Origin of the sequence: Arthrobacter agilis, assembly GCF_030816075.1 — a bacterium.
GTDB lineage: Bacteria > Actinomycetota > Actinomycetes > Actinomycetales > Micrococcaceae > Arthrobacter_D > Arthrobacter_D agilis_E.
Genome location: NZ_JAUSXO010000001.1, coordinates 1,162,232 through 1,179,968 on the forward strand (window position 1 = coordinate 1,162,232; position 17,737 = coordinate 1,179,968).

Sequence of the window (17,737 nt, forward strand, 5' to 3'; positions counted from 1 at the left end):
GCCAAGGCTGTCCCCTCCCGACGCTCCATCAAGGGGGAAGGATCCTTATCTGATGACTGCTGGAACTCCGAAGACCACCACCGGGACGCACACCGGGACGCACACCGGGACGACGTCCGCGCAGGGCGTGCCCGTCGAGTCGCCCTTCACGCGCTTCGCCTCCATCCCGGAGGCCACGGGCCTCTACGACCCGCAGAACGAGAAGGACGCGTGCGGCCTCGCCGTCATCGCGACCCTGCGCGGGGAGCCCGGGCACGACATCGTCGACGCCGCGCTGACCGCCCTGCGGAACCTCGAGCACCGCGGCGCCGTGGGCGCCGACGAAGGCACCGGCGACGGCGCCGGCCTGCTCACCCAGATCCCTGACGAGTTCTTCCGAGCCGTCGTCGACTTCCCGCTGCCGGCCGCCGGCTCCTACGTCGTGGGGACCGCGTTCCTCCCGGCCGAGCCGAAGGAGGAGGAGACCGCCCGCCTCGGGCTCGAATCCATCGCCGAGGCCGAGGGCCTCCAGGTGCTCGGCTGGCGCGTCGTCCCGATCGTGGCCGACCTCGTGGGGGCCATGGCCCGGGCCTGCATGCCGCACTTCGTGCAGCTCTTCCTGGCACCCGCCTCCGGCGCGGTGTCGGACCTCGACGCGAGGGCGTTCCGCGTGCGGAAGCGCGCCCAGAACAAGTACGGCGTGTACTTCCCGTCGCTGTCCTCGAAGACGATCGTCTACAAGGGCATGCTGACCACCGCCCAGCTCGAGCCCTTCTACCCCGATCTCTCCGACGAGCGCTTCAAGACGCGTCTCGGGATCGTGCACTCGCGCTTCTCCACGAACACGTTCCCGTCGTGGCCCCTGGCCCAGCCCTTCCGGACCATCGCGCACAACGGCGAGATCAACACGGTCAAGGGCAACCGCAACTGGATGCGCGCCCGGCAGTCGCAGCTGTCCAACCCGCTGCTCGGGGACTCGCCGGAGGAGCTGTACCCGATCTGCACCCCGGGCGCCTCTGACTCGGCGTCGTTCGACGAGGTCGCCGAACTGCTGACCCTCTCGGGCCGCCCCATCACGCACTCGATCATGATGATGATCCCCGAGGCGTGGGAGAACCACGCCACCATGGACCCGGCCCGCCGCGCCTTCTACCAGTACCACTCCATGCTGATGGAGCCGTGGGACGGTCCGGCGGCCGTGTCCTTCACCGACGGCCGCCTCGTCGGTGCCGTGCTCGACCGCAACGGGCTCCGCCCCGCCCGCTACTGGGTCACCGAGGACGGGCTCGTGATCCTCGCCTCCGAGGTGGGCGTGCTCGACGTCGAACCCTCCCGCGTGGTCCGCAAGGGCCGTGTCTCGCCGGGCAAGATGTTCCTCGTCGACACCGAGGAAGGCCGCCTCATCGAGGACCAGGAGATCAAGGCCGAGGTCGCCGCCGCGAACCCGTGGGGGGAGTGGGTCAAGGAGAACCTCATCCAGCTCGAGGACCTCCCGGAGCGCGAGCACGTCATCCACACCAAGGCCTCCATCAACCGCCGCCAGCGCACCTTCGGGTACACCCAGGAGGAACTGCGCATCCTGCTCGGCCCGATGGCCAGGAACGGTGCCGAGCCGCTCGGAGCCATGGGGTCCGACACCCCCATCGCCGTCCTCTCCAAGCGTCCGCGGCTCCTGTTCGACTACTTCGTGCAGTCCTTCGCGCAGGTCACCAACCCGCCGCTGGACTCCATCCGCGAGGAGCTCGTCACCTCGATGGGCGTGACGATCGGCCCGGACGGCAACCTGCTGTCCACCGGGCAGGTGCGGTCCAAGCAGATCGCCCTGAAGTTCCCCGTCATCACCAACGACGAGCTGGCGAAGATCGCCAACCTCGAGACCGAGGACGGCGACCGCCTCACGGTCCGCGTGCGCGGCCTGTACCGGCACGATGGCGGCGAGGCGGCCCTCCGCGCCCGCCTCGCGGAGATCTGCGAGCAGGTCTCCAGCGCGCTGAACCGCGGCGTCGAGTACGTGGTGCTCTCCGACCGCGACTCCAACGCGCAGTGGGCCCCCATCCCGTCGCTCCTGCTGACCAGCGCCGTGCACCACCACCTGCTGCGCAGCGCCAACCGCACCAAGACCTCCCTCGTGGTCGAGGCCGGCGACGTGCGCGAGGTCCACCACGTCGCCGTGCTGATCGGCTACGGCGCGTCCGCGGTGAACCCCTACCTGGCCATGGAGAGCTGCGAGGAACTCGTCCGCAACGGCGACATCACCGGCGTCACCGCCGAGGCCGCCGTCGCGCACCTCATCAAGGGCCTCGGCAAGGGCGTCCTGAAGATCATGTCCAAGATGGGCATCTCGACGGTCAGCTCCTACTGCGGCGCCCAGACGTTCGAGGCGCTCGGACTGTCCCAGGAACTCGTCGACGAGTACTTCCACGGCACCCAGACGCAGCTCGGCGGTGTCGGGCTCGACGTCGTCGCGGCCGAGACGGCCGCACGCCACGAGAGTGCGTACCCGCAGGACGGCATCGAGGACCCGCACCGCGGCCTCGACAACGGCGGCGAGTACCAGTGGCGCCGCGAAGGCCCGCCGCACCTGTTCAACCCGGAAACGGTGTTCCGGCTGCAGCACGCCACCCGGACGCGCCGCTACGACATCTTCAAGGCCTACACGCAGGGCGTGGACGACCAGTCGAGGGACCTCATGACCCTCCGCGGGCTCCTGAAGCTCCGCGACGGTGCCCGCGAGCCCATCGGCATCGACGAGGTGGAGCCCGTCTCCTCCATCGTGAAGCGGTTCTCCACGGGCGCGATGAGCTACGGCTCCATCTCGCAGGAGGCCCACGAGACGCTGGCGATCGCGATGAACCGCCTCGGCGGCAAGTCCAACACGGGGGAGGGCGGCGAGGACGTCGAGCGCCTGCTCGATCCCGAGCGCCGCTCCGCCATCAAGCAGGTGGCCTCGGGCCGGTTCGGCGTGACCAGCCTCTACCTGACCAACGCGGACGACATCCAGATCAAGATGGCCCAGGGGGCGAAGCCCGGCGAGGGCGGCCAGCTCATGAGCCAGAAGGTCTACCCGTGGATCGCCCGGACCCGGCACTCCACACCCGGCGTCGCCCTCATCTCGCCGCCGCCGCACCACGACATCTACTCCATCGAGGACCTCGCCCAGCTCATCTACGACCTCAAGCGGTCCAACCCGAGCGCGCGCGTCCACGTGAAGCTCGTCTCCGAGGTGGGCATCGGCACGGTCGCGGCAGGCGTCACGAAGGCCAAGGCCGACGTGGTCCTGGTGTCCGGCCACGACGGCGGGACCGGCGCCAGCCCCCTGAACTCGCTCAAGCACGCGGGCATCCCCTGGGAGCTCGGCCTCGCCGAGACCCAGCAGACGCTCATGATGAACGGCCTGCGCGACCGCGTGGTGGTGCAGGTGGACGGGCAGCTCAAGACCGGGCGCGACGTCGTCATCGCCGCCCTGCTCGGCGGCGAGGAGTTCGGCTTCGCCACGGCGCCGCTGGTGGTGTCCGGCTGCATCATGATGCGCGTCTGCCATCTCGACACCTGCCCCGTCGGCGTCGCCACCCAGAACCCCGAGCTGCGGAGCCGCTTCACGGGCAAGCCGGAGTTCGTGGTCAACTTCTTCGAGTTCATCGCCGAGGAGGTCCGCGAGATCCTGGCGGAGCTCGGATTCCGCACGCTCGAGGAGGCCATCGGCCACAGCGAGCTGCTCGACGCCCGCGAGGCGATCGAGCACTGGAAGGCCGACGGCCTGGACCTCGACCCGATCCTGCGCGGCAACGAGTTCGACTCGGGCGAGCCCATGCGGAACACGCTGCGGCAGAATCACGAACTCGACCAGCACTTCGACAACAAGCTCATCGAGATGAGCGCCGACGCGCTGCACCACAGGGCCCCGGTCCGCATCTCGGTCGACGTCGTGAACACCGACCGCTCGGTCGGCACGATGCTCGGCCACGAGGTCACGCGCACCTTCGGGCTGGACACGCTGGGCACCAACACCATCGACGTGACCCTCACCGGTCAGGCGGGACAGTCGCTCGGCGCCTTCCTGCCGGCCGGCATCACGCTGCGCCTGCTCGGCGACTCGAACGACTACGTGGGCAAGGGCCTGTCCGGCGGGCGGATCATCGTCCGCCCGGACCGCTCGAACGTGTTCCGTGCCGAGGACAACGTCATCGCCGGCAACGTCATCGGCTACGGCGCGACGAGCGGCGAGATGTTCCTGCGCGGCCAGGTGGGGGAGCGGTTCCTGGTCCGCAACTCGGGCGCCACCGCGGTGGCCGAGGGCATCGGCGACCACGGGTGCGAGTACATGACGGGCGGCCAGGCGCTGATCCTCGGCCGGACCGGCCGCAACTTCGGTGCAGGCATGTCCGGCGGGACGGCCTTCGTGCTCGACCTCGACCGGGCCCGCGTCAACCGCCAGAGCCTCGAGAACGGGGAGCTCCGGCTCCTCGGCCTCGACGCCGAGGACATCGACATCGTCCGGCAGCTGCTGATCCAGCATGTGGAGGAGACCGGGTCCACGCTCGCCGGGACCCTGCTCGAGTCCTTCGAGGACACCGTTCAACGATTCACGAAGGTCCTGCCGCGCGACTACGCCGCGGTACTGGACGCCCGCGCCACCGCCGTCGAACAGGGACTCGATCCCGACGGCGAAGAGGCATGGACCAAGATCCTGGAGGTAACCGGTGGCTGACCCACGCGGATTTCTGAAGGTGCGCGAGCGCCAGACCCAGCCCCGCCGGCCCGTGCCGGTCCGCATCATGGACTGGCAGGAGGTGTACGAGGCGCAGGAGAAGGGCGTCCTGAAGTCGCAGGCCGGCCGCTGCATGGACTGCGGTATCCCGTTCTGCCACCAGGGCTGTCCGCTCGGCAACCTCATCCCCGAGTGGAACGACCTCATGTACCGCGACAAGGGCCGCGAGGCGATCGAGCGGCTGCACGCGACGAACAACTTCCCGGAGTTCACGGGCCGGCTCTGCCCCGCGCCGTGCGAGTCGTCCTGCGTGCTCGGCATCAACCAGGAACCCGTGACGATCAAGCAGGTCGAGGTGTCCATCGCCGACCTGGCGTTCGGGGAGGGGTGGGTGGAGCCGCACCCGCCGGAGCGCCTCACGGACCGCACCATCGCGGTCGTCGGTTCCGGGCCCGCGGGCCTGGCCGTCGCCCAGCAGCTCACCCGCGCCGGCCACACCGTCGCCGTCTACGAGCGCGATGACCGCATCGGCGGCCTGCTGCGCTACGGCATCCCCGACTTCAAGATGGAGAAGATCCACCTCGAGCGCCGTCTCGACCAGATGAGGGCCGAGGGCACACGCTTCCGGACCGGCGTGGACGTCGGGAAGGACATCAGCTGGGGGCAGCTGAAGCGACGGTACGACGCCGTCGTCGTCGCCACCGGGGCCACGGTCCCGCGCGACCTGCCCATTCCCGGACGCCACCTCGAGGGCGTGCACTTCGCGATGGACTACCTCGTGCAGGCGAACCGCGTGGTCGCCGGCGAGGCGGTCGAGCACCAAATCCACGCCGAGGGCAAGCACGTCGTCATCCTCGGCGGCGGCGACACCGGCGCCGACTGCCTCGGCACCGCGCACCGGCAGAAGGCCGCGAGCGTCACGACGCTCGCCATCGGCCAGCAGCCGCCCTCCGAGCGCCGTCCGGATCAGCCGTGGCCCACGTTCCCCACGCTCTTCGACATCGCCAGCGCCCACGAGGAGGGCGGCGAGCGGCGTTACCTCGCGTCGACCGTCGAGTTCGTCGGCGACGACGGCGTGCTGCGCGGCATCAAGGTCGCCGAGACCGAGTTCGTGAACGGCCGCCGCGTGCCGAAGGCCGGCACCGAGCGCGAGATCCCCGCCGACCTCGTCTTCCTCTCACTGGGCTTCACGGGCGCGGAACCTGCGGGCATCACCGAGCAGGTGCAGGCCGAGTTCGACGACCGCGGGAACGTGGCGCGCGACGGCTACTACATGACGAACACGCCCGGCGTGTTCTCGGCCGGCGACGCCGGCCGCGGCCAGTCGCTCATCGTGTGGGCCATCGCCGAGGGCCGCGCGTGCGCTGCCGCGGTGGACCAGTGGCTCATGGGATCCACGAAGCTGCCCGCGCCCGTCGCACCCACGGACCGCTCCATCGCCGTCCTCTGACCGGCACCGGCATCGCTCCGCCCCACCCGCTTGCACCACCCCGACCCCCACAACACGACTAGGCTAGGTTCATGAGACGCGCAAAAATCGTTGCAACATTCGGCCCCGCAATCGCCAGTTACGAGAACACCCTCGCTGTGCTCGAGGCGGGCGTCGACGTCGCCCGGATGAACATGAGCCACGGTGATTACGCCGTGCACAGCAGCACCTACGAGAACGTCCGCCGTGCCTCGGAGGAGCTCGGCAAGCCCGTCGGTATCTTCGCCGACCTCCAGGGCCCCAAGATCCGCCTCGGCCGCTTCGCGGACGGGCCCCACGCGCTGTCCCCGGGTGACGTCTTCACCATCACCATCGAGGACATCGAGGGGACGCAGGAGATCTCGTCCACCACGTTCAAGGGACTGCCCCAGGACGTCAGGGTCGGGGACATGCTGCTCATCGACGACGGCAAGGTCTCCCTCCGCGCCACGGAGGTCGACGACGTGAAGGTCACCACGGAGGTCGTCGTCGGCGGCATGGTGTCCAACAACAAGGGCATCAACCTGCCCGGCGTCGCCGTGAACGTCCCCGCCCTCAGCGAGAAGGACGAGGAGGACCTCCGCTGGGCCATCCGCACCGGCGTCGACATGGTCGCCCTCTCCTTCGTGCGTGACGCCGGCGACGTGACCCGCGTCCACGAGATCATGGACGAGGAAGGCCGCCGCGTGCCGGTCATCGCGAAGATCGAGAAGCCCCAGGCCGTGGACGCCCTCGAGGAGATCATCGACGCGTTCGACGCCATCATGGTGGCCCGCGGGGACCTCGGCGTGGAGATGCCGCTGCAGGACGTGCCGATCGTGCAGAAGCGCGCCGTTGAGCTCGCCCGCCGCTGGGCCAAGCCCGTCATCGTCGCCACGCAGGTCCTCGAATCCATGATCGACAACCCGCGCCCCACCCGCGCCGAGGCCTCGGACTGCGCCAACGCCGTGCTCGACGGCGCGGACGCCGTCATGCTCTCGGGCGAGACGAGCGTCGGCAAGTACCCCATGGAGACCGTGCGCACCATGGCGGACATCATCGAGTCCACCGAGCGCCACGGCCTCGAGCGCGTCCCGCCGCTCGGCAGCAAGCCGAAGACCCGCGGTGGTGCCATCACCCGCGCCGCCGTCGAGATCTCGGACCAGCTCGACGCCAAGTACATCTGCACGTTCACCCAGTCGGGCGACTCCGCACGCCGCCTGTCCCGCCTGCGCCCCAAGAAGCCCGTCTTCGCGTTCACGCCGGTGCAGTCCACCCTGAACACCATGTCCCTGATCTGGGGCATCCAGCCGAAGCTCGTCGAATTCGTGGCGCACACCGACGAGATGACCGCCCAGGTGGACAAGGTGCTCTTCGAGCAGGGCCTCGTGGAGGTCGACGACCTCGTGGTCATCGCGGCCGGTTCCCCTCCCGGGCAGGCCGGTTCGACCAACTCCATCAAGGTCCACCGCGTCGGTGACATCACCGACGCCGGACAGCTGCCCGACGACCACACGTCCTACATCAAGGAGGACGTGGGCCCCTGGCCCCTCAAGAAGAAGTAGTTCTTCCCCGACACGGAGAAAGGACCCCCACCCGGCCGGGTGGGGGTCCTTTCGTCGATCAGCGGGTGGTGCAGCCCCGCTCGGGCTGTCGGCTCAGTTGACCTGGTTGATGATCGTCTCGGCGACCTCGCGCATGCTCAGGCGGCGGTCCATGGACGTCTTCTGGATCCAGCGGAAGGCCTCGGGCTCGGTGAGGCCCATCTTGGTGGTCAGGAGGCTCTTGGCGCGCTCGACCAGCTTCCGGGTGGCGAACTGCTCCTGCAGGTCGGACACCTCGGCCTCGAGGGCCTTGATCTCCTCATGGCGCGACATCGCGATCTCGATGGCGGGGATGAGGTCGGCGGGCGTGAAGGGCTTGACGACGTACGCCATCGCCCCGGCGTCGCGCGCCCGCTCGATGAGTTCCTTCTGGCTGAAGGCGGTGAGGAGGACCACGGGGGCGATCCGCGCCTTGACGATCTGCTCGGCGGCCGTGATGCCGTCCATGACGGGCATCTTCACGTCCATGAGCACGAGGTCCGGCTTGTGTTCCTCGGCGAGGGCCACGGCCTTCTCCCCGTTGTCGGCCTCCGCCACGACCTCATAGCCTTCCCCACGCAGGATCTCGATGATGTCGAGCCGGATGAGCGTCTCGTCCTCGGCCACGATGACCCGGCGTGCGGGTCCGGCGGGCGTGGATTCGGTGGGTTCAGACACTGTTGCTCCTTGATGATGGTGGCGTTCCGGTGGGTCGGCGGAGAGCGTGCTCGCGTTCCCGGAAACAGACTATCGGCATGTAGAGTGGTTTCGCGCACCGGCGGATGCGGAAGTGGGCCTTCTTCCCCGCGCCCGACGCGTGGACGGCCCGAATGGCGGAATTGGCAGACGCGCTGCACTCAAAATGCAGTATCGAGAGGTGTGTGGGTTCGAGTCCCACTTCGGGCACCCATGGACCGAGCGGTCCCTCCGGCTCGCGTCGGACGCCGCAGGGCCCTTCCGGGACGGTCTCCTCCGGCGGCCGGTGCCCACCACCGGCCCCGTGCCTGCGCTGATCCCCTCGGCCCACGGGCCCCCGTACGACGGCGTACGACCTGCTTTCCCTCCTCCAGCGGTGACCGCCTCCCGCCCTCCGCTTCTCCTGTGCCCAAGACCCACGAAGGAACCTGCCATGCCAGCAGCCGCACCCGCCCCGACGGCCACGGATCCCACCCCTGCCGAACGCCAGTCCGTCGCCCGGACCCTGCGGAACCCCCGCCTGCTGAAGACCGAGGTCCTCGCCGGGCTCGTCGTCGCCCTCGCCCTGATCCCCGAGGCGATCGCGTTCTCCATCATCGCGGGTGTCGACCCGCGCCTGGGCCTGTTCGCCTCGTTCACGATGGCGGTGTCCATCGCGTTCCTGGGCGGGCGCCCGGCGATGATCTCGGCCGCGACGGGGGCCGTCGCACTGGTGATCGCCCCGCTGGTGGCCAGCCACGGCCTGGACTACTTCATCGCCGCCGTCATCCTCGGCGGGATCTTCCAGGTCGTCCTCGGTGTGACCGGCGTGGCAAAGCTGATGCGCTTCGTCCCGCGCTCTGTCATGGTGGGCTTCGTCAACGCCCTGGCGATCCTGATCTTCCTGTCGCAGCTCCCCGAGCTCATCGACGTCCCCTGGCTGGTCTACCCGATGGTCGCCGTCGGGCTTCTCATCGTCTTCGGCCTGCCCCGCCTCACCGGAGCTGTGCCCGCACCCCTGGTGGCCATCGTCGTCCTGACCGTCTTCGCGGTCCTCGCCAACGTGCTCGTGCCCACCGTGGGTGACAAGGGCGAACTGCCCGAGAGCCTGCCGTCCCTGTTCTTCCCGGATGTCCCGCTGAACCTCGAGACCTTCCGGATCATCGCCCCGTTCGCCCTGGCGCTGGCCGCCGTGGGCCTCCTCGAGTCCCTCATGACCGCGAAACTCGTCGACGACATCACGGACACCCGCTCGAACAAGACCCGCGAGTCCTGGGGCCAGGGAGCGGCGAACATCATCACCGGCCTCTTCGGCGGCATGGGCGGGTGCGCGATGATCGGCCAGACCATGATCAACGTGAAGGCCTCCGGGGCCCGGACCAGGATCTCCACGTTCCTCGCCGGGATCTTCCTGCTCGTCCTCGTCGTCGCCCTGGGCGACATCGTCGCCCTGATCCCCATGGCGGCCCTCGTCGCGGTGATGATCTTCGTGTCCATCGCGACCTTCGACTGGCACAGCATCCAGCCCGCCACCCTCAAGCGCATGCCCAAGAGCGAGACCACCGTCATGCTCGCCACGGTGATCGTCACCGTGTGGACCCACAACCTCGCCATCGGCGTCGGCGTCGGGGTGCTCGTCGCGATGATCGCCTTCGCCCGCCGGGTCGCGCACTTCGTCACCGTCGAACGGACCGAGGACTCCATCGACGGGGAGCGGCACGTGACCTACACGGTCGACGGCGAGCTGTTCTTCGCGTCCTCCAACGACCTCTACACCCAGTTCGAGTACGCCACCGACCCGCACCTGGTCACCATCGACCTCCACGGCTCCCATCTGTGGGACGCCTCGACCATCGCAGCCCTGGACGCGGTCACCGAGAAGTACCGCACCCACGGCGCCGACGTGACCATCGTGGGCCTGAACGAGGCATCCACGCGGATGCGTGCACGCCTCGGCGGGACCCTCGGCGCCGGCCACTGACCGGAGCCCCCGCCTCCACGCCGCGCAACCTCCGCTCCCGGACCATCGAAGCCCGGGAACCGACCGCCGCCGTCGCGCCCCGGTACGGCCGGGGTACATTGAGCCATGGCCAGCGAAGCGATGATCCTCGACGTCGAATCACCGGACGGGCCCCGGTCCGTCCGCCTGTCCAGTCCGTCCCGCGTGCTCTGGCCGCAGGCGGGCCTGACGAAGCTCGACCTCGCCCGGTACCTCGTCGAGGTCGCCCCGGCCTTCCTCGCCGCCAACGGCGACCGGCCGGTGTCCCTGCAGCGGTTCGGCGGCGATGTGGACGGCGAGCACTTCTTCAGCAAGAACCCGCCGAAGGGCGCCCCCGACTACGTGCGCAGCGTGACGGTCACCTATCCGAGCGGCCGCGCGCACCCCCAGCTGGTGCTGGACGAGGCCGCCGCGGCGGTCTGGGCGATCCAGATGAACACGGTCGTCTTCCACCCCTGGGCGTCCCGCGCCGGCGCCCCCGACCTCCCCGACGAGCTGCGGATCGACCTCGACCCGCAGCCCGGCACCACCTTCGCGGACGTCGTCGCGGCCGCCCACGAACTCCGCTCCGTGCTCGACGAGGCCGGGCTCACGTCCTTCGTGAAGACCTCCGGCAACCGCGGCCTGCACGTCTTCGCGCCCATCGCGCCGGTCCACGAGTTCCTCGAGGTCCGCCGGGCCGTCATCGCCGCCGCCCGCGAGCTCGAACGCAGGATGCCGGACCGCGTGACGACGGCGTGGTGGAAGGAGGAGCGCGGCGCCCGCATCTTCGTGGACTACAACCAGGCGAACCGCGACCGCACCATGGCCGGCGCGTACAGCCCGAGAGCCCTGCCGCACGCTCCCGTGTCCTGCCCCCTCAGCTGGGACGAGCTGGACGGCGCCGACCCGGCAGCCTTCACGATCACGACCGTACCGGAGCGGCTGCGCACCGTTGGCGATCCGTGGGAGCACCTCCACGCCGAGCCGGGCACCATCGACGTGCTGCGCGGATGGTGGGACCGCGACGTCGAGAACGGACTCGGGGAGCTGCCCTTCCCCCCGGACTTCCCGAAGATGCCCGGCGAGCCGATGAGGGTCCAGCCGAGCCGCGCACGCAACCGCACCTGACCCCTGCTGTCCTCCCTGCTGTCCGCCCTGCTGTCAACGATCCGGCCCGTCCGGACCCGCCCTGCCGGCTGCCGTCCTGCGCTGGTAGACAGGAAGTGACCGTAGCCGCGCCCGGTGCCGAGCCGGGCCTGACTCCGCCGACCTCCGTGGCCGGCCGCTGGGAGACCCATGAAGAAGACCGTGCTGTCAGCCACCGTCCTGCTGCTCCTCCTGACGGGCTGCGGCGGGAATCCCGCCACGGGCCCCGAACCCGCCGGGCCCACGCCGAACCCCGCCGAGACCGGCACCGAGCAGGCCCAGGCGCCGTCCGGTGCCCCGTCCGTCGAGGGGCTCGATGACGCCGCCAGTGGCACCTTCGCCTTCATGATCGACGAGGCCAAGGGCGAGATCATCCTGCCCGCGGAGGCACCCGAGGACGTGGAGGGCCTGCGCACCCGCCTGGGCGAGGACGCGGTGACCTACGCGCTCGTCACGGTGCAGAACCCGGAGGGCGGCACGACGCTCGATATCGAGACCATCACCGTGTCGACACCGGAGGGCCAGGACCTGGAGCTCCGGCCGGCCTCGACCACGATCGAGGAGTGGGGTGCCGCGGCGAACGGTGGCGGGTCCTCACCCGAGGTCGTGGGGCTCGTCGAGCAGTACAGCGGGGGAGCCCTCCCGGGCGACACCAGCGAGCTGCTGATGATCGGCTCGTTCCCCGAGGTACCGGACACGGTGCAGACCGTGATGGTGCAGCCGACGGGCGGCGGCGAGCCGGTGGAAGCGACGGTCCGGCCCGAGTCGTAGGCCCACTCCGGCCGCTGGCAGCGTGTGCCCCGGAGTAAACTTGTGCTCATGCAGCCCACCGAGCACACCCGCACCGCGGTCGTCATCGAGGACGACGACGACGTCCGCGATCTGCTGCACACCGTGCTCACCGGGACGGGGTTCCGGGTGCACACGGCGCCTGCGGGACTCGCTGGTGTGGAGATGGTGCGGCGCCTGATGCCGGACGTCGTCACCCTCGACGTGGGCCTGCCGGACATCGACGGCTTCGAGGTCGCCGAGCGGATCCGACGCTTCTCCACCACGTTCATCGTCATGCTGACCGCGCGGGCGGATCCGTCCGACGAGCAGCGCGGATTCGATGCCGGCGCCGACCGCTACCTGCGCAAGCCCTTCCGGCCGGCGGAGCTGCGCCGGCACATCCAGGAGGGCACGACGCCGGCGGAGGCCTGAGCCGCGCCGGCACATCCAGGAGGGCACGACGCCGGCGGAGGCCTGAGCCGCGCTGCTCGACCCGTGCTGGTCCGGTTCTGGTTCGGTGCTGCTGGTGCAGACCTGATGCAGAACGAGCGGCCGGTCCGGTGCTGGTCCAGGCCTGGCGCAGACCTGGTGCAGGTCTTGTTCAGTGCGAGTGGGCGCCGGCGCTGGTCTCCAGGTCGGGCGCGACGACGGCGTCGGACGCCAGGCCCGTGACCAGCGCGTAGACACCCTTGTGCAGGTAGTCCACCGCCTTCTCACCGAAGGGCCAGCGGCGCGGTGCGGCTCCCGCTCCGGTCGCGTTCTCGAGCGTCTGGTCGAACGCGAGCCGCACCACCGCGTGGGCCGCGGTGGCGGCGGGGCCCCTGATGCCCGTCACGGACCAGACGCCGCGGAGCGCACCGAGCGTGGCGCCCGTCAGCCAGTGCATCGCATGGTTCCAGGCCGGGTACACGGCGGTGTTGCTGGTGGGCCGGCGGGCCAGCGTGCGCAGCGTCCGCCCGGGGATGTGCGAGTCGGGGCGGTGCGTGAGGCGCTGCTCCACGAGCTCGCCCGCGGTCATGGCCGCCGTCCCGAGGAGACCGGCCGCCGCGCCGCGCAGCGCTGCCCGCAGGAGCGCCGGACCGCGCCCGCCCACTAGTCGTCTTCCCCGTGGGCGTCGTCGTCGAGATCCGTGTCGATCCCGTTGTTGTCGTCGTAGTTGCCGGTATCCGTCCCGGAGTTGTCGCTGTCCTGGTTGCCCAGATCGCATCCGCCGAGGAAGAGGCTTCCGGCGGCGAGGAGGGCGGCGATGGTCTTCAGTTTCTTGTCGGCCATGGGGTTCGTCCTGGGTGATCGGTCGTCGGGCACCGGTTCCGGCACCGTGTTTCACGGTAGGCAGGGTCGCCGGGCGGGGGCAACCAGCGAGCGCGGCCCCCGCGGGACTTGCATTGCCCGCGTCCGGTGCTGCCGGATCGGGGCGCCGTGCCCTCGCGTCCTAGCCCGTCGCGGGCAGGACACCGTACCGCTGCATCAGCCAGTCCAGGTTGTTCTGCAGCCCGGCCTTCCACGCCTCCCACGTGTGACCGCCCGGTACCGTCTGCAACTGCACGTCCACGCCGGCCTTCTGCAGTGCGGCCGCCACCTCCTGGCCCTGGGGCCGGTAGAAGCTGTCGTCGGCGCCGACCGTGACGATGCCCGCCGTATCGGGGAACGTCTTCGTCCTGACCACGTCGAGGGGGTTCTGGGCGGCGAAGGCTGCCGCATCGCCGGAGAAGTACCTGCTGATCAGGGCATCCTGCCCGTCGCTGATCGTCGGCTTGTCCTCGCCCGAGATGTCGAGGAACGTCGGGTAGACGTCGGGATGCCCGAACGCGAGGGTCAGGGAGCAGGTACCGCCGTAGGAGAACCCGCCGATCGCCCAGTCCGTGTCGGCCCGGGTCCCGGCCTTCAGAGTGGACTTCACCCAGGCCGGCACGTCCTCGGACAGGTACGTCCCCGCGCGGCCGTAGTTGCTGTCGAGGCACAGGGACGGCGTGGGCCCCGTACTGGCGGACGCGTCGGGGAGGACGGCGATCGGCGCCAGTCCCTTGTGCGCGGCGGCGTACGCATCGAGCACCGCGGGCAGCTGGCCGCCCGTGATCCAGTCCTGCGGTCCGCCGGGATCCCCGTGGATCAGGACCAGCACGGGAACGTTCGCCGGCGTGGAGGCGAGATACGCCGGCGGGAGGTAGACGTACGCGGGACCGGCCTTCACCCCGGAGACCGTCCCCGGGATCGTCGTCCGGTACACCTTCCCGGCCGCGGGCATGTCCGAGGGCGGCGCCCAGGCTGCGAGGGTGGTGGTCGGTCCCGGATCCTCCGGGGCGTCGACGGCTCCGAGCTCCGGGATGTCGCTGTTCCCGGTCACCGCCCGCAGGGTGGGGAAGGAACCGTAGTAGGCGTTGATGCCTCCCGCCACGGCGACGATGATCAGGACGGGCGCGACGACGGTCAGGCACCGCTTCCACCAGCGGGGGGACACCACGAACCCGGCGGACGGCCAGCACCCCTCCGGTGATCGCGAGTCCGCCGAGGACGTAGAACCAGGAGGGCTGCGGCGCCCCCCAGAGATTCAGCACCACTTCGGTGACGAACCAGACGGCGAGACCGCCGACGGCGCCGATCAGCAGGGACGGCAGGACCGTGCGGATCAGGTGGCGCCTGCCTCCGACGACGAGCCACAGGAGCGCTGCGCCGCCGAGGACGGCGAACAGGAGGGGCGCGGGCTCGTCGACGAGATTCCAGTCGAGGGGGTTCACGGGGTCTTCCCGGCCGCGGCACGCGGGGCGGCCGACGACCGGTCCGCTCCCCGCCCGCGGTGCGGCGCGGTGGTGAGGAGCCTCCACAGATCGGCTGCCCGGACGTCCGGCGCGTAGGCCCGCGTGATCGCCTGGCCGATGGCCGGCAGGGTGGCCGGGTCCTCGTAGCACAGGTACAGCGGGACGTAGCGGGGACCGAATTTCGACTTGAAGGCGAACAGGGACCTGAAGCCGTACACGGGTTCGAGCACCCGGCCGATGAAGCCGAGGACGCGGCTGAGCGGTTCCTCGTCCGCCTCCTTGCCGCTCGCCGACGCCAGGGGAGCACCGGACAGGCTCAGTTCGGTGTACCCCTCCTTCTGCAGATCCAGTGCGGCCTGCGCGATGAGCACCTCGATGCTGTGCTTGAAGCCGGAGCCCCGGCGGCGCATGAAGTCCAGCGTCCAGCCGGTGACCTCACCGTCCTGGTGGATGGGCAGCCACGAGGCGACGGCGTGGACGGTGCGCTCGTCGTCGATGATCACCGAGCACCGGACGTCGGGATCGCGCAGCTCGTCGATGCCGCCGAGGGTGAAGCCCATCTCCGGCAGGGACTTGTCCGCCACCCACTCCTCGGAGATGCTGCGGATCTGGTCGAGGATCACGAGCGGTGTCCTCCTGGTGTCCACCCATTCGTTGTGCACGCCGTTCTTCCGTGCCTGGTTGAGCGCGGTCCGGATGTCCTGGAACTTCTTGCCGGTGAACGCGAGCGAGCCCAGGTCCAGGACCGTCTCCTCGGCCACCTGCAGGCGCCGGAACCCGGCGGTCCCCAGGGCATCGGCCAGGGGCGCGGTCACCGAGTAGAAGCACGGCGTCCACCCCTGGGCGTGGCAGTGGTCCGCGAAGCCCCGCAGGGCGCGCACGGTGTCCGCCGGCGGACCCACCGGGCCGGCCAGGGTGAGGGCGACGCCGGAGATCACGCGGTACGGCACGTAGGACGCATCGCCGAACCAGTAGGAATTGCCGGGCCAGAGGCCCATCCACGTCATCGAACCGCTGCCGTGGACCGAGGCGATGGCGCGGGCGCGCTCGCGGTCGTCGTCGTCCCCGGTGCGCCGTACCGACCGGAAGGACCGCAGGAGCAGCACGGCGACCACGGCCCAGAACGCGATCCCGATCCACTCGTAGAGGATGATCGCGGCGCTGTCCGACGGCAGGAAGGCCGGGTAGATGCGCAGCGTGACGGCGATGGGCAGGAGCCGCTGGGGGAAGTCCGCCAGCAGCAGCGGCAGGGTGGCCGCCGGGCTGAACTGGTCCGCCACGGCGAGGCCGATCCCCACGTAGAGGGCTGCGGCGAGGATCAGCGCGACCAGCACCCGCAGCCCGATGGACCGGTACGTCCCGGGCGCCGCGCGCAGGGTGAAGAGCCGCCGCACGAGCACGAGGAGGATCACGATGACCACGGGCTGCAGCGCGGGGACCACGAGGTCGGCGATGATCCGCTCCGGGTTCGCCCCCGTGAGCAGGGGGGCGAGTTCACCGTCGGCTCCGTGGCGCAGGAACGCGAGGAACGTATGCACGGACAGCAGTGCCAGTCCCACCTGCACGACGATCGTCCCCGCCCAGGCGAAGCGGCGTCCCCGCCGCAGCCCGTCCGCGAGGACGAGCAGCAGGACCGTCGGCAGGCACGACATCACCACACCGCCGACGCCCGCCCGTGCCTGCAGTTGCGCCTCGGCGCACTGCCGCACGACGCCGCCGGGCTCGCAGGCGGCCCGCACGGCGTCCGGCGTCGCCCCCTCCACTCCGGTGAACAGGAAGCCGAGGACGGCGAAGGGGCCCGTCGCATGGGGGGACAGGGCCGCCAGCGCGGGTCCGACGGCGGCGGCGGCGCAGACCAGGGCCACGAGTACGCGGGACTCGCGGATCGAGGGGGCCGCGGGGCGGCGCACGTGATGCCGGAGCAGGAGCGGCCCGGCGGCGAGGCCGGCTCCGGCGGCGACGAGCAGCGCGACCGACATCAGGGCGCCGTTGTAGAGCACGAGGGTGAGGGGGAGGAGGACCCCCACGATGCGCAGGCGCCGTCGCCACAGGGGACCGAGGCCGGCGGTCGCCGCCATCATCGCCCCGAGGACCCCGACAGCGGGCCCGCCGAGCTCGGTGGTGCCGAAGTCCGCGGCCCAGCGCGGGAACAGCGGCGCAGCGGCGGCGCCGATGATGAGTGCCCCGAGGAGCGCCACGAGATGCGTGCCGGCGACGGCGGCACCGAAGCGGCGCGAACCCAGGCGTGCCTCGGCCGGGATCCCGAGGACCAGGAGGGCGAGGCTCGCCCCGGCGTAGGCGGGCAGGTCCGGTGCCCAGGCGAGGGAGAGCAGCAGGGAGAGGGGGTTCTGCCCGACGGTCGCGGGATCGAAGAGGACGGAGGGGGCGAGGGCCTCCGGCGGTCCGTCGGGCAGGGAGCCCGTGCCCAGCGCGAGGAGCCAGAGACCGGCGAGGACGGAGAGGGTCAGGGGGGCGCGGCGTCCCAGTGACGCGGCCCGGGAGCGGGCGCTCGCCGTCCTCGCCCTCAGCAGCGCGCGCCTGGGGCGCGCGGAATCCGCGGGTGGGCGTGCAGGTTGCACGTCCGGTGATCGTGCAGGCCCGGGCGCCGGTGGACGCTGGGGCGCCCCGGCCTCCGCCAGGGTGGCGCCGTCGTGCGGTTCCTCACTCACGCATGCCCTCGTCTCCTGATCC

General features: G+C 70.6%; 12 protein-coding genes and 1 tRNA gene. 8 read left to right on the forward strand and 5 right to left on the reverse strand.

What is annotated here, in order from left to right; genetic code table 11:
* The first annotated feature begins 52 nt into the window (after positions 1–52).
* The 3 genes from gltB (at position 53) to pyk (ending at position 7,699) form a co-directional block, all read left to right on the forward strand.
* Entirely contained in the window at positions 53–4,687 is a 4,635-nt protein-coding gene (gltB, locus tag QFZ50_RS05150; protein WP_307082549.1) for a glutamate synthase large subunit, read from the forward strand.
* A complete protein-coding gene (locus tag QFZ50_RS05155; protein ID WP_307082552.1) occupies positions 4,680–6,137 on the forward strand; it encodes a glutamate synthase subunit beta in 1,458 nt (485 codons plus the stop codon). Before gltB ends, QFZ50_RS05155 begins: the two co-directional genes overlap by 8 nt.
* A 71-nt stretch (positions 6,138–6,208) precedes the next feature.
* Entirely contained in the window at positions 6,209–7,699 is a 1,491-nt protein-coding gene (gene pyk, locus QFZ50_RS05160) for a pyruvate kinase (RefSeq protein ID WP_307082553.1), read from the forward strand.
* Positions 7,700–7,792: 93 nt separating this feature from the next.
* Here the strand turns inward: pyk and QFZ50_RS05165 are convergent, their stop codons facing one another.
* Entirely contained in the window at positions 7,793–8,395 is a 603-nt protein-coding gene (locus QFZ50_RS05165; protein WP_208741031.1) for an ANTAR domain-containing response regulator, read from the reverse strand.
* A 146-nt stretch (positions 8,396–8,541) separates the two neighbouring features.
* Between QFZ50_RS05165 and QFZ50_RS05170 the strand changes: the two genes are divergently transcribed.
* The 5 genes from QFZ50_RS05170 to QFZ50_RS05190 all read left to right on the forward strand — a co-directional run bounded on the left by QFZ50_RS05170 (position 8,542) and on the right by QFZ50_RS05190 (position 12,722).
* Positions 8,542–8,623, forward strand: a tRNA-Leu gene (locus QFZ50_RS05170).
* Positions 8,624–8,846: 223 nt separating this feature from the next.
* Positions 8,847–10,373 (forward strand): SulP family inorganic anion transporter, encoded by a 1,527-nt coding sequence (locus tag QFZ50_RS05175; RefSeq protein WP_307082555.1) that lies wholly within the window; start codon positions 8,847–8,849, stop codon positions 10,371–10,373.
* A gap of 105 nt (positions 10,374–10,478) precedes the next feature.
* Positions 10,479–11,501, forward strand: coding sequence for a non-homologous end-joining DNA ligase (gene ligD, locus QFZ50_RS05180; protein ID WP_307082557.1), 1,023 nt, complete (start codon positions 10,479–10,481; stop codon positions 11,499–11,501).
* A 168-nt stretch (positions 11,502–11,669) separates the two neighbouring features.
* The gene (locus tag QFZ50_RS05185; RefSeq protein ID WP_307082558.1) at positions 11,670–12,290 is read left to right on the forward strand and encodes a hypothetical protein; all 621 of its coding nucleotides are present in this window, start codon (positions 11,670–11,672) and stop codon (positions 12,288–12,290) included.
* A 48-nt stretch (positions 12,291–12,338) separates the two neighbouring features.
* A complete protein-coding gene (locus QFZ50_RS05190) occupies positions 12,339–12,722 on the forward strand; it encodes a response regulator transcription factor (RefSeq protein ID WP_307082560.1) in 384 nt (127 codons plus the stop codon).
* Between the two features lie 169 nt (positions 12,723–12,891).
* On the opposite strand, the gene QFZ50_RS05195 is transcribed toward QFZ50_RS05190, so the two are convergent.
* The 4 genes from QFZ50_RS05195 to QFZ50_RS05210 all read right to left on the reverse strand — a co-directional run bounded on the left by QFZ50_RS05195 (position 12,892) and on the right by QFZ50_RS05210 (position 17,715).
* Positions 12,892–13,383, reverse strand: a complete 492-nt coding sequence (locus tag QFZ50_RS05195; RefSeq protein WP_307082562.1) for a hypothetical protein — start codon at positions 13,381–13,383, stop codon at positions 12,892–12,894.
* The gene (locus QFZ50_RS05200) at positions 13,383–13,562 is read right to left on the reverse strand and encodes a hypothetical protein (RefSeq protein WP_307082565.1); all 180 of its coding nucleotides are present in this window, start codon (positions 13,560–13,562) and stop codon (positions 13,383–13,385) included. The genes QFZ50_RS05195 and QFZ50_RS05200 overlap by 1 nt, the downstream gene beginning before the upstream one ends.
* A gap of 160 nt (positions 13,563–13,722) precedes the next feature.
* Positions 13,723–14,751: an alpha/beta hydrolase gene (locus QFZ50_RS05205; protein WP_307082568.1), complete on the reverse strand. Its 1,029-nt coding sequence runs from the start codon at positions 14,749–14,751 to the stop codon at positions 13,723–13,725.
* A 270-nt stretch (positions 14,752–15,021) separates the two neighbouring features.
* Positions 15,022–17,715, reverse strand: coding sequence for a DUF2156 domain-containing protein (locus QFZ50_RS05210; protein ID WP_307082570.1), 2,694 nt, complete (start codon positions 17,713–17,715; stop codon positions 15,022–15,024).
* Between the last annotated feature and the right edge of the window lie 22 nt (positions 17,716–17,737).

Bases quoted from the DNA above. Each gene is read 5' to 3' on its own strand.
- gltB (WP_307082549.1), top strand. From the start codon at position 53: ATGACTGCTGGAACTCCGAAGACCACCACCGGGACGCACACCGGGACG.
- pyk (WP_307082553.1), top strand. From the start codon at position 6,209: ATGAGACGCGCAAAAATCGTTGCAACATTCGGCCCCGCAATCGCCAGT.
- QFZ50_RS05175 (WP_307082555.1), top strand. From the start codon at position 8,847: ATGCCAGCAGCCGCACCCGCCCCGACGGCCACGGATCCCACCCCTGCC.
- ligD (WP_307082557.1), top strand. From the start codon at position 10,479: ATGGCCAGCGAAGCGATGATCCTCGACGTCGAATCACCGGACGGGCCC.
- QFZ50_RS05185 (WP_307082558.1), top strand. From the start codon at position 11,670: ATGAAGAAGACCGTGCTGTCAGCCACCGTCCTGCTGCTCCTCCTGACG.
- QFZ50_RS05190 (WP_307082560.1), top strand. From the start codon at position 12,339: ATGCAGCCCACCGAGCACACCCGCACCGCGGTCGTCATCGAGGACGAC.
- QFZ50_RS05200 (WP_307082565.1), bottom strand. From the start codon at position 13,562: ATGGCCGACAAGAAACTGAAGACCATCGCCGCCCTCCTCGCCGCCGGA.